12 protein-coding genes are annotated in these 12314 nt (G+C 55.5%); 7 read left to right on the top strand and 5 right to left on the bottom strand.

The genetic code is table 11. The features are described from left to right. Positions 1-26: 26 nt before the first annotated feature. Complete coding sequence (locus KJ970_19900) at positions 27-470, top strand: hypothetical protein (GenBank protein MBU2693186.1); 444 nt, start codon at positions 27-29, stop codon at positions 468-470. A 55-nt stretch (positions 471-525) separates the two neighbouring features. Here KJ970_19900 and KJ970_19895 read toward each other — a convergent pair whose 3' ends face one another. Next, positions 526-1824 (bottom strand): hypothetical protein, encoded by a 1299-nt coding sequence (locus KJ970_19895; GenBank protein MBU2693185.1) that lies wholly within the window; start codon positions 1822-1824, stop codon positions 526-528. A 303-nt stretch (positions 1825-2127) separates the two neighbouring features. Here KJ970_19895 and KJ970_19890 point away from each other — a divergent pair, with 303 nt between their 5' ends. Next, complete coding sequence (locus KJ970_19890; protein ID MBU2693184.1) at positions 2128-2760, top strand: RNA polymerase sigma factor; 633 nt, start codon at positions 2128-2130, stop codon at positions 2758-2760. After that, positions 2750-3379, top strand: coding sequence for a zf-HC2 domain-containing protein (locus tag KJ970_19885; GenBank protein MBU2693183.1), 630 nt, complete (start codon positions 2750-2752; stop codon positions 3377-3379). The genes KJ970_19890 and KJ970_19885 overlap by 11 nt, the downstream gene beginning before the upstream one ends. 202 nt (positions 3380-3581) lie before the next feature. On the opposite strand, the gene KJ970_19880 is transcribed toward KJ970_19885, so the two are convergent. Both KJ970_19880 and KJ970_19875 read right to left on the bottom strand, forming a co-directional pair. After that, positions 3582-3962 (bottom strand): Fic family protein, encoded by a 381-nt coding sequence (locus KJ970_19880; protein ID MBU2693182.1) that lies wholly within the window; start codon positions 3960-3962, stop codon positions 3582-3584. Beyond that, on the bottom strand, positions 3959-4111 hold the full coding sequence (locus tag KJ970_19875) for a hypothetical protein (protein ID MBU2693181.1): 153 nt from the start codon (positions 4109-4111) through the stop codon (positions 3959-3961). Before KJ970_19875 ends, KJ970_19880 begins: the two co-directional genes overlap by 4 nt. A gap of 144 nt (positions 4112-4255) precedes the next feature. Here KJ970_19875 and KJ970_19870 point away from each other — a divergent pair, with 144 nt between their 5' ends. Further along, complete coding sequence (locus KJ970_19870; protein MBU2693180.1) at positions 4256-5476, top strand: ATP-binding protein; 1221 nt, start codon at positions 4256-4258, stop codon at positions 5474-5476. A 251-nt stretch (positions 5477-5727) separates the two neighbouring features. After that, positions 5728-6105 (top strand): hypothetical protein, encoded by a 378-nt coding sequence (locus tag KJ970_19865; GenBank protein MBU2693179.1) that lies wholly within the window; start codon positions 5728-5730, stop codon positions 6103-6105. A gap of 249 nt (positions 6106-6354) precedes the next feature. Here the strand turns inward: KJ970_19865 and KJ970_19860 are convergent, their stop codons facing one another. After that, positions 6355-6615, bottom strand: coding sequence for a nuclear transport factor 2 family protein (locus KJ970_19860; protein MBU2693178.1), 261 nt, complete (start codon positions 6613-6615; stop codon positions 6355-6357). 338 nt (positions 6616-6953) lie between these two features. Here KJ970_19860 and KJ970_19855 point away from each other — a divergent pair, with 338 nt between their 5' ends. Both KJ970_19855 and KJ970_19850 read left to right on the top strand, forming a co-directional pair. Continuing rightward, entirely contained in the window at positions 6954-7313 is a 360-nt protein-coding gene (locus KJ970_19855; GenBank protein MBU2693177.1) for a hypothetical protein, read from the top strand. Positions 7314-7745: 432 nt separating this feature from the next. Continuing rightward, positions 7746-10829: a S8 family serine peptidase gene (locus tag KJ970_19850; GenBank protein MBU2693176.1), complete on the top strand. Its 3084-nt coding sequence runs from the start codon at positions 7746-7748 to the stop codon at positions 10827-10829. Between the two features lie 7 nt (positions 10830-10836). Here the strand turns inward: KJ970_19850 and KJ970_19845 are convergent, their stop codons facing one another. Beyond that, positions 10837-12003, bottom strand: a complete 1167-nt coding sequence (locus tag KJ970_19845; GenBank protein MBU2693175.1) for a hypothetical protein — start codon at positions 12001-12003, stop codon at positions 10837-10839. Positions 12004-12314 lie beyond the last annotated feature (311 nt).

The raw sequence follows: 12314 nt of genomic DNA, 5'->3' as shown, positions 1-12314 counted from the left end.
ATACTAAAGGCTAGAGGGTCCTGAAAATGTCTAAAAATAGACGCTCGATACTGCTGATCCTCACAATGGTATCATTTATCGCTCCACTGGCAGCGTTGGGAATTTCGCCTCTGACGACCGGGGAATGTACGGCCATTCCATGGTCCGAAGACAACGAGTACTCCATGATCCCCCCGGCATTCTGTCAGAATGGATTCGCCGATGGCGAACTCGAGATCGAAATCTCCTGGAAAAACCAGAGCGGCGAGGAAGAGTGTTTGGTCATCCATTTCCCCGGCACGGATGAAGCGTCACTCTCCCGGCATTCAGAACACAAGTGTCCGTTCTGTTCCCTTGTCGCTCTGCTGTTGTCACATAGAGCACCGGAAAACAGAGAATCCCCGCTGACGGGATTTTTACACCGGCCTTTTACAATCCTGTATCGTGTATTTCTCAGGCCGGCTATAGCCATTGTTTTTCCGATGGTCTAGATGAGAAAAAAGAAGTGGCCCTTTCGCCTGACCAAGGGGACAGTCGGCGTTTGGGTCACTTCATATTTTCAACGATCTCCCGCGCCTCTTTTACAAACTTCGAATTCGGATCCTTTTCTTCCATCATCTCAATAAGAGACGCCGCCCGCTCCGGCTTCCCATGAAAGGCCCAGATTTCAATCGCATCGACAAGATAGGGTCCTCCCACCGCGAGTGAGCCTTGATTGATCAGCCCCGACCCGAGCTGGTCGAGAAGTCCCGCATAATTGAAGGCGAGACCGGCCAGCGAACTTTCCCGCTCCCAGTCGACCGACAGATCCGTCATTCCGTCGATTCGATAGACGGAATCGAAAAGCTCCCGCGTCCTGGCCAAGTCCAATTCCGGCGCCTGCTCCGTACTCTCCCCGCCGGGAACGATGCGCTCCAGCAGCCCCTCCAGCACGGTTCTGTATTCCAAAGCCCGATTCCCTTTATTCACCGTCACCGCGTAATAGAGGGGACGGGGGATTTCATCATTTACAACTCGCTCATAGAGGCGCCGCTGGATTTGAGCTCCGATCAGGGACTCCGGTGTATTTTTCAGCTCGTTGATTGCCGCATCATCCAAATCGATGGGGAGCCCTTTATCGCGGAGGTAGCTAATGTACCATGTCGTGTTTAACAGCGAGAGATTGACGATCGACACATCGGTTCGATCCCCCGAGATGGCCTGATAAGCCAGCGGCGGATAGGTATCATTGTCGCCGTTTGTAAATATGATGGCGTTCTGGGGAGCGCCGGCGATCATATTCCGCCCGTAATTAAACAAGGCGGACGACATATCCCCCAATCGAACAAGCCTTTTTAAACACTCCTGCGCTGTTTCCTCATCCCTCGATCGCAATGATGTAATCCAGAGCGAGTAATAAATATCAGCACATTTAGGATCTATATGTGTCGCCCGCAGCAGGCGTTCATGCGCCAGTTTCCAAACATCGTTGTCCTTTTCATGCAGCATCTGCGCGCAATGAGCGACGATCGCCGCCGCATTGGTCGAATCGACTTCGAAGGCCTTGGCATATTTCCTTTCAGCTTCATCCCGCCGATCGGAATAGCGCAAAGCATCTCCCCACTCGATCCAAGCCTCCGGCTCTTTGGGATGCTCTTTGACATAAGCGAACCACTCGTCGGCGAGAGCCTTATATCGCTCCCGGTCCAGGATTTGATGCCGCCAGGACAGGATCACCGGCGGGCGCCCCACCGGCTCCATCGATCCGATCACCAGACCTCCAGCGATATCGGCCGAAGAATCCTTCTCTTGGCATGAGACGAAAATGGGTATGAGGAGCAACAAGAACAGTATTCGCCTTGACATAGATCCCTCCTTCTTGTGACACCTGAAAAGATTCTGCCTTCCAGTCCCATGAATACAACGCTCGAATACCTGGAGAGTTCACTCGCCGGCGGATTTTCGGAAAAACGAAACAGAACTCGATCCCGAAAAGAACTCCCAATCGATTGCCATAAAACCAGTTGCAGGATATACCCTCTTTTTCAAGCATCCTCGATTCCCTGTGAACCTTCCGGCCGATTCAAGCGTTGTAAGGTAAGGAAGCGCAAGGGTTGGGAAGATCGGGGCCTTCGGCCTCTGTAATGGACAGCGGAGAAAGAACCGGCCGTGTCATCGAGAAAAAAAATACAGGGTGAAACGGCATTCGAACGATGGGATGACCTGGCCCTGCTTCAGGGAGTCGGGCGTGGCTGTGAAAACTCTTTCCGGGTTCTCTTCCGCCGATGGTCTCCCCGCCTGGGACGTCTCCTCTTCCAAATCACCGGCTCGCGGGATGTGGCCGAGGATCTGCTTCAAGAGACATTTCTTCGGATCCTTAAGGCGGCGCCGCAATTCAAGCCGGGGGGCAGTGTGGTCTCGTGGATGTACAGGATCTGCGCCAACCTCGGGTACAGCTACTGGAGACGGAGACGCTCCTCCCCCCTGCTCCCACCGGGTCACAATGATTTTATCGGCGATATCCTGGCGCCGAACCACGAAAGCCCCGATGAAAAGTTTCTGGCCGGCGCTTTTGCCAGCGACGCCCAGGGAGCAATCCGGCGCCTGCCGCCGAATCAGCGCATGACTTTTTTGTTAAAGATCGATCAAGGTTTGACCTATGAAGAGATCGCATTGGTGCTCCATTGCCCCACCGGCACGGCCAAGTCGAGATTTCACCACGCCGTCCGCCGGTTGCGCGAGGAGTTGAGCGCCTGGGATGAGAACAAAATCCCTTGCTGGAGGAATCAAGATGGCTTGTGAAAAGTGGAGAGACTTGATCATTGACAGGCTCGCGGATGAATTGGGGGAGGAGGATGCCGTTCTGCTCGAGCAACACCTCGCCGATTGCGCCGATTGTACAAAAGAAGAGCAGCGGCTGAGCCGCCTCCTTCATGCGGTGCTCCCCCGTGAAGAATGGCCCGAGAAATCCGCGATAGAAGACCGGCTTGCCGCCGTGCTCCGGCAAAGAACGGCGGCCTGGGCGCCGGCCGCGAGCGCACCGGCCGGATCATCCGCCCTGCGCCGCCGGATATCGCAGGGAGCTCAGCAGTTCTTGCTTCTCTTCCGCCAACCGATGCCGATCTACGCCGTTTTTTCCCTCGTCCTCCTCGCCGTGACCACCGGGTTTTGGATCGGACATGCCAGCGTCCCTGATGGGTCCGCCGAGCTGTACCGGGAACCGGTTTGGCTTTCGCCCGAGGACTTGCCTCCATCCGAACAGGGTCGCGGCATGCCGGTGGCCGTTCCAACCGCGGAGCGGGATGGTAACAACGCCGGCCTGGCATTGGTCCACTGGCCCATGGATTCGGAGACACGCTTCTCACAAACGCCGACCGATGCGATATCTCTGGACATCGCCTTTCAACCGGACAGTTTATAGATTGGAGTTATGTTAAACCGGCTTATTAGGTGATTATCCGTCCCACCCGGCTCCCCGGGTAGAATCCTCTGCGGACCCCTCTCCGTTTTGGGACGCAAGCTCCTGGATGGGATTTGCGGAGAATGCGGCTTCTTATGCATGATTGGGCTTTCTACCCTTGAAGAACCGATCGGACTCAGCAATGTCGACCGAGAAGCCGCGCTCAAACCTTCTCATACCAACTCCCACGTCCCCGCCCCTTTCGCGCCAGGTAACCGGCCTCTACGAGTCGAGCAAGATGATCCTTAATCATATTGCGATTGGCCCCGATTAGAGCGGTCGCTTCGCCCTGATCGAGTGTGGATTGGGCGCGCCGCAGGGCTTTGTAATACTCCTCCTTGTTGTCCTCGACGATCCGCTCCAGCGAGGAATAGGGCACATAGTCGTAACCGGCCCGCAGAAGGAGTAGCGTGGTCAGCGCTCGAGACAAACGTCCATTGCCATCCTGGAAGGGGTGAATCGCGAGGAATCGTACGACGAACACTGCGACGACCAGGAGCACATGGTATTCACCACTCTGGACTGCCTCCGAGCTCCAGGTCACGAGTTGTTCATCAAGCGTTCAATCTGATCGTCGGTCAGTTTGACACCCTCGATCCGCGTAGACGATCCGACCGTTTCAATGGTGGCGATCATCGGCGCCCCGGGTGGGACCGTTTCCTGACCATTTCTCCGTTCCTGTCGACATTTCACCTGGAATGATATCGCATAAGTCAAAGTACTCCAAAGCAATAGGGCACCAGGATATGTGTTGCGACCAAACTAACGACTAGCGTTAGAATGGTCTAAACCAAATGCAAATTGACCAAACTAACGGCAGTCGTTATAATGGTCATTATGAAAAGGAGATCGCTCGCCCCGGCTATTGGAGAACTTGCCTTCTCCGATCACAAAATTGCCTTCGTCTCAGGACCACGACAGTGCGGCAAGACGACATTGGCCAAAATGATGCTGAGAGAGAGGAAAACTGGCGTCTATCACAATTGGGATGAATTGAAATTTCGACATCTTTGGACCCAGGATCCTTCCTCCATAATTCCAATATCTAGAGGCAAAGATGTCCCGCTCATTGTTCTTGACGAACTCCATAAAAACCGCCGGTGGAAGCGCGATCTCAAGGGTGTCTTCGATACCTTGACCAAGCCATGCGATTTATTGGTAACTGGGAGTGCCCGGCTTAACATCTATATGAAGGGAAGCGACAGCCTTTTAGGCCGGCACCTCAGTTTTAGGCTCCACCCCTTTTCGCTTCGAGAGATGGAATCTTCTGTCGTCTTAAATCCTGATGAGGCCCTTAATCGGATTTTCGTTCACGGGCTGCGTAGAAACCAACGGAGGCAAGACAACCTTGCGGCCCTAATGAATTTCGGTCCGTTTCCCGAGCCATTACTAAATCAGGATAAGCGCAAAGCCCGCATTTGGCACAGAAATCATGAGCAGCTTATTGTTCGGGAGGACCTTCGCGATCTCAGCCGCTTACCTGAACTTGGGCGAATTGAAATGATGATTGCTCTGCTTCCGGCGCGCATCGGCTCCCTTTTCAGCATGGCCTCCATCGGCCGGGATTTGGAGGCCAGCATTCCCACCGTGAAACGCTGGATCGGGTATCTCAAAGCTTTGTATTACCTTTTTGAGGTCAAACCCTACCACAAGAAAATCCCCCGCGCACTCCGACGCGAGGGAAAAGTTTACCTTTGGGACTATAGCGCGATTCCAAACGAAGCGGCTCGTTTTGAGAACTTGGTTGCTTGCCATCTCTTAAAGGCTTGTCATTTTTGGACTGATACCGGAGAGGGCACATTTGAACTCTTCTATCTGCGCAATAAGGAAAAACAGGAGATCGATTTCCTCATCGTACGCGACGGCGTTCCCTGGCTTCCCGTAGAAGTAAAACTATCTGAAACTATGTTATCACCGAGTTGGCGCAAGTTCGCAGGTCTACTTCCCTGCAAACGTTGTATTCAAGTTGTGCGCCAACCAAGTTGGAATATTCATGACTACCAAGGCACTGAGATCCTTGTGGTAGGCGCCTCCGAAGCTTTGGCACATCTCGTGTAGGCTACTACACCAAGGTTAAACTCACGCCGTTTCCTGTCGTCATTTGACATGTCAACTGACGAAACAGACGACGTTTGGAAATGCGTACAGATTGAATATCCGAAATTCAACTTGATGAAGATGAGATATAGTTTGTGGAAGTCTGAATTGACTAACCCGCTTTTAATCGGCTATTTTGGGGTTACTCAACCGCAATCCCTCTTCCTCATCCTAACCGATTTTGCCGTAAAATATGACGGATGGAGGGATCGGTGGAATTCATCTTACAGCCTTGGCATCTTCTCCTGGCCACCTTTGCCGGATGGCTTAATCGCGAGCAGCAGACCATCATCGAATACCTGCGCGCCGAAAACCAGGTGCTTAAAGAAGCGCACGGCAAGAGCCGGATTAAACTCATCGACGACCAGCGGCGGCGGCTGGCCGTCAAAGGCAAGGCCCTCGGCTGCAATATCCTCAAAGAGATCGATATGGCCTTCTCGCCGGATACGATCCTGCACTGGCATCGCATGCTCGTGGCACAGAAGTGGGATTATCAAGATCTTCACCAAACCCACAGCCGGCCGCGGATTAGGGAGGAGTTCATTGATCTGATTCTCCGTATGGCGCACGAGAATCCATCTTGGGGATAAAAACGCATTCAAGGCGCTTTGTATAACCTGGGACATAAACTCGCTAACTCGACCGTTAGCAATATCAATCCTCAGGGAACACTGCATTGACCAGGCGCCGGAACGCAAATGTCAAATGACCTGGGCGACTTTTCTCAAGGCCCATTGGGAGGTTCTCGCCGCCATTGACTTTGCGACTATCGAAGTTTGGACTAAACAGGTTGGAAGAAATCTCACTGACCCCAATAACGGATTCCTACCTGGCCCGAACTACTTCATCATGGACCGCGACACGAAATTCTGCGCTTCATTTCGAGCAATGCTACAAGAAACCCAAGTTAAACCTGTGAGGCTCCCACCCCGGTCGCCGAATCCGGTCGCATCAATTGTATAGATCTTCGCCAAGGCCTCCACATCGCCCGCGTTGTAGGCCGTCTCATACTGCTTCACACGGGCTCGAATCGCTGCCTCGACCGACTCCTCGCTCAAGACCAGACTCGGCATGAGAAGTGCCATGCACACCAGGCCCACGATTGGAAGACTCCTGCGCATCGAGCTCACCTTTCTTCAAGTCCGCTTGCTCTCTCAGCCATTCGCTGACTTCTGGACGGGCCAGAGGCGAGTGGAAGTTTCCGGAAGTCTTGCCTAACAGTCGTTAGGCGTTAAGCTGGCACAGCATGTACGGCCCGATGTCCTGTCTCTTCTTTTTGTTGAATCAAATCCAGATCATGAGCTGTTACTCGACAGGGCCACGCCTTGAGACCGGCTTTATGATAGCAGTTCGGATGGCGGAGAGACAGCGTAGATTGACTAGTTATTTTAACTAAATTAGAGTGTTAAAAATACCCGCTTGTGAAAAGGAATAAATAATGAAACGTATCGCTTCGATCCCAGTCTTAGGAATCTCTCTAATTGCTGCACTTTTGGCTTTTGTGATCCTAGGTATTCTTAGTGGTTTTATTGACAAACCTTTAACTTATGTCGTTTGGGTTTTAATGAATGCTTCTGCCTCTTTTCTGATTTGCATTCTTCATCCAAAACAGGTATGGATTGTACCTTTGCTTTGTAATAGTTTTGTTGCATTCCCTGCTATACTTGACGATTCATTCTGGTCTACCTCTTTTGGGTTAATTATTGGATTGGGTGTGGTTTTTTCTATTTTAATGGCACATTTTGGTGCATTATTAGGTAGACGAAGAGAAAGTCGCAAAACAATAAAAACGGATTAACCACTTAATTTGCGGATCTGAAGAATGTGAAACTTTTACTCTTTCATCCATTGCCCAGTTCGAGTAATTTGGCCGGTATCCGAGCGATACCTTTCCCAAACAGAGAACCCAATCCAAAATATCGCAGCCGCAACACCCCTTAAAATTTACACATATAGCGAACCCCGGCAACTCACACCACCGGGGCCGGCATCAACCAAAAGAGCGGCCCATTTCGAAACAGGGATATTCGAGGTGGAATTTTGACCCCAATCGAATTTCATAACATCGCGCTGCTTGCGGCCGCCCCGCCGCGCCCCTAAACTCATCAATCGTGAGCGGTGTACCTTCAAGACACTCAGAACGGGAGTGAAGATGCGAGTTCCTTGCGTGTGCTTCCATGTGAGACACCGGAAGCCGGTGTGTGCCCGGCGTACTCTTAATGGATTCTGGTTGTCATTCTTTCTTCTTCTGTCGATCTTCAGTGCCGACCGCGCGGACGCCTCCGGGCGCCTCGCTGCAATCGAGACGCCGGCACTCGCGACGATTCGCGGCCTGGCGCCGGAAGTGCGTGCGGGCCTCCTTGCCCGACGGGTGGGCGATCCGAAGACCGCCGATGGACGGATGGGCGTGGTGGTTTCCTTCACAGCAGAACCGACGGCCGGCGATCTGCAGGCGTGCCGCGCGTCCGGTTTCGAGTTTGACCGGCTGCCCTCCGGGTCGATGGCACATGTCGGATCGATCTACTCCGGCCGGATCGCCCCGGAAAAGCTGGCCGACCTGGCCGATCTCCCCGCAGTTGAGCGTCTCGACACGACCTGGAGACCGGCGGTCCAGCGTCCGCTCGATCTCTCCGTCCCCGAGACGCAGGTCGATCAGGTCTGGGCGCAAGTCGACGCTCTACAGCAGCCGATTTGTGGAGAGGGTGTCACCATCGCCGATCTCGACACGGGGATCGACATCTTCCACCCCGGCTTCTTCCGCGACGACGGGGGGACCTACTCCTGGATCGATGTCAACGCCAACAGCCAGTTCGATCCAGGCACCGACGCGGTCGACCTCGACGGGAACTCCCAGGCGGGAACCGGGGAGACGCTCCGGTTTCTCGACGGAGCGGTTTATGACGACCCTACGCAGGCGGGCCCGCTCTTTCTCGACGGCTTCTATGACACCGACAGGGACTGGCTCTACAACGACGCCAATGGGGACGGATGGCGAAACTACGGCCGCTCCTACGGATTCACCGATACCTCCCCTTGCTTCGGCGAGCGGTTCTTTATCGCTGGCGACACGAACGCAAATGGCAGGCTCGATCCTGGGGAGATGCTGATCGGACTCGGCAGCTCGAAAGTCAAGGCGGTTTACAATCCTTATACAAATCAGGAGTGGAATCGCGGAACCAACCTGATAGATTGTGAAAGCGACGCCAACGGCCACGGAACGGGCGTTTGCGGTGTCCTGGCCCAGGACAGCGCGGGGCGCGGTCGCAAGCTCGTCGGACTCGCTCCCGATGTGGAGCTGGTTGTTGCGAATATCTTCAGCGGGATTGACATCGCAGACGAGGTACAGTTCACCAAGGTGATGAACTGGGCCTCGGACCAGGGAGCGAAGATTTTCCTCTGGGAGATCGGAGCGATCACCTATCACTTCACCGATGGTTCTTCCGCATGGGAACAGGCTGTCAACAGCTCGGCGGCCCAGGGAATTGTTCAGGTCTGCCCGGCCGGCAATTACAGCGGCGGAGGGAAGCACGCATCGGCCGACCTCGGGCCGGGAGCGAACCTGAATCTGCCGTTCCACGTTCCGACCGCGCAGGAAGGACCGTACTACGCCACGACGCGCTACATCTTCTTCAGCATCCTCTGGCCTGGAACCTCCAGTGAGATAGACGTCCAAGTCCAGTCCCCAACGGGTTCACCGGTCATGATCCCCACATCTCCCCCGAATGGAACCCTTTCGATGGGCACCGACGGATCCATCTACTATGCAAGAGATGTCTCGCCGCGCGGAACGGCGGGCGTCTTCCTCACATTGTACAAAGGGCTGCAGGGCGGGGAGCCTCTGGCAACCGGTAACTGGACGCTTGCGGTGACCAACCAGACGGCGTCCTCCCGGCCCCTTGGCTTGTGGAGCCTCGACGACATCTCCTCCTGGGGTTATGGGGTCGTCTGGCAGAGCCATCTCGACGACGACACGACGATCGATCTTCCCGCCACGGCCGACAGCGCGCTGGCGGTCGCCTCCTACAGCACGCGCGGTTACTACGCAGACGTTGGGGGTCTGAGCGGCTTCAGCAACCGCGGCCCCAGGATCGACGGCGTCAACGTGATGGACATCGCCGCCCCCGGCAATTACGACATTTACGCGGCCCGCTCTAAGGATGCGTACAATGCCACGCCGGCAACCTACACCTCTTTCGGCGGGACGAGCGCGGCCGGTCCCCACGTCGCCGCCGTCGCGGCGCTCCTCGCCCAGGCCGCCCCATCCGCGGGGCAATCCGAGATCAGCGCCGCGATCCACTCCGGCGCTGCCGCAGATGGCTACACCGGCGCGGTCCCGAACGAGTCCTGGGGTTACGGCAAACTCCGGGCCGCCGCGGCCCTCTCGCTGCTGGATCCCGGCGGAGGGGAAGGGATCCCTGGTGATGCAAACGTCGACGGAACGGTCAACATCCTCGACATCGTCGTGATCGTCAACCATATCTTGGGCATCAACACCCTCACCGGCCAGGGATTAGAGAACGCGGAGATGACTGGTGATCAAGTCATCAGCATCCTCGATCTGGTGGCCGTCGTGAACGTGATCCTCGACAAGCAGCCGCTCGCTTCGAGTCCGGGACTCGAGAAGCCGGATGGTGAGATTCAGGTGACCGCGACGCATGACGGGGAAGATCCGGCCCTTCTCATCGATCCCGGCAATGCACGGCCGATCGCCCTTGATTTAACATTGTCAGCTTCCTCGGATGGCCTCGGTGCAGGGCCGTTCGAGCTCGAGCTTCCCCGCGGCGGGGAATGGAAAGGGAGGGGAAACCGGCTCCGCGATCGCTGCATCCGGATCGTTCTTTACCGCGTCACCGATGATCCGCTCGATGAGCCGGTCGCCGTCACCGTCAAGCTCGCCGGGCGGGACGATCCGGTCTCGCTCAGTTGGATCGAGGGTGTAGCCGTCGATCCCGCCGGGGAGCGGATCGAGCTGCAGCCGATCGGATTTCCGTTGCGCGTCGAGGCGATCCCCGCCACCGATCCGTCGGTTTCGTCTCCCATGGAGGGGTCGTTTCGGGTCGTTCCGAATCCGTCGGCCGGGCCGGTGAGTATCTTCCTGGCGCCGCGCGTGGAACACGGCGGGAACCAACCGAGGATCTTCAGCGTCCACGACATCACTGGCGCTTCCGTGTGTAGGCTTCGGGTTCCCGAGGGAATGTTCAGGATCGAGTGGGATGGCCGCGACGCATCGGGGAGGCCCGCTGCCTCCGGGCTCTACTTTGTCCGGGAGGTCGGCGGCGAGGGAAGGGGATTGCGCCTGCTGCTCATCCGCTGACAACGGCTTAATCAGCCCGTTTGTACTCGTTGCCGAATATCACCACAATCGGCCAGCCCCCGCACCGGCATTGCTGGCTTCCCTCTACATAGTAGAAGGGCTCAGATCCCTTTGGGTGATCACGGCTCGGCGCATTCACATTGGACTTGCGGTTGCAGAAAATCCAGAAATCAACCTTCCTAAAAGAATCATTGCCCTGCGCCAGATAGAGACCGCCGTCCTGCACCATCCAACGTCCCGCCGTCCCGCTGCCTCCTGAAGCGCCGGCCATGGAGCCTACCCCGCTTTGAGAACCGCTTCCGGAGAAGGAAGTCTCGCTGCTTTTTGAATGGGAGTAGGTGCCGTCGGGATAGAAGTACATCTTCCGGTACTGCGAAGATCCGTAGGAATAGGTGATCGACTCTCCCCCGCTATAGGTTGTGGATGAGCTTGAGGAGAAGTTAAAACTCTCCCAGCCGTGGGAAGTAAGCAAAGAGCTGATAAGGCGGTCGTTCCCCTGCGCTACGGAATCGGAAATCTTATCAAAGGTGTAACGTTCACCATTTGGAAAGTTGACAACCAATGTATTTCCGCTCAAAGCGTAAGGGAAGTCCACAGGCCCGGTCTCTCCCTGGAGCCGGATTGCGCCATCGACGAGGCTGTACGCCGCCTCTTCGCCGTCGAAAACCAATTTACTTTCAGAGGCGAAAACCAATTCTACGGACCCCTCGCCGGTTCCCCGGCTGATCCATGTTCCCAACAGCAGCCCGCCCGCGGATTTGCCCGCGGCGCCGCCGGCCGGATCTATTCCGGAACCCTGGCGCTGAAGAGTGAGCTCCTGCAGAGTGTCGTAATTCGGCTGGCCTTCGGCATCGGGATCGACGATCGCCAGTATCAGCTCTCCTTGCACTTGAAAAGTGGAAGTTCCTTCAATAGAAAGGGTCCCCGATACAGCACCCTGTGAGTCCACATCCAGGAAGAATGTCAGCTGCCCGGCGAACCAGGTGCCTCTTATCTGCCTGGCAAGTTCTGCATTGGCCGCCGACATACCGGCTTCGTTTGTGGCAGAAGCCGTTCTGGGAGCGGGCTCGCCGTCTTCTTCGGAGCCCTCGAATGAGTGGGCGGCGCCTGAGATTAGGATACAGACGAGACTGGCGATGAGGGCATGGAACAAGAAACGGGAATGGCGAATCATGAGGTTCCCTCCTTAAAGTGGGAGAAGAAGACTGTCGGAGTTCAATCTCAGGGACTATTTCAGGAAGACTATTTTGCCCGACTGCCGCGTCGAACAACCCGTCCCTGCCATAACTGCCATCCGCCCCAAGATCTGCGTCTCTTGCCGAGACTGGCCATGCCTTGAAACACGCTCTATGGTATCAGATCGGATGGCGGAGAGACAGGATGGAATGACAGTAAGATATCGCCCAGCCCCACAAGCCGAATTTGGGAAATTCTTCGGTTACCCGATGATTCACAAGGAATTACAAGAGATCTGACGGAAGGATT

The sequence above is a fragment of the Candidatus Eisenbacteria bacterium genome (assembly GCA_018831195.1).
GTDB lineage: Bacteria > Eisenbacteria > RBG-16-71-46 > CAIMUX01 > JAHJDP01 > JAHJDP01.
Note: the sequence above shows the minus strand (reverse complement) of the source record. Positions and strands in the feature narration are given on the sequence as shown.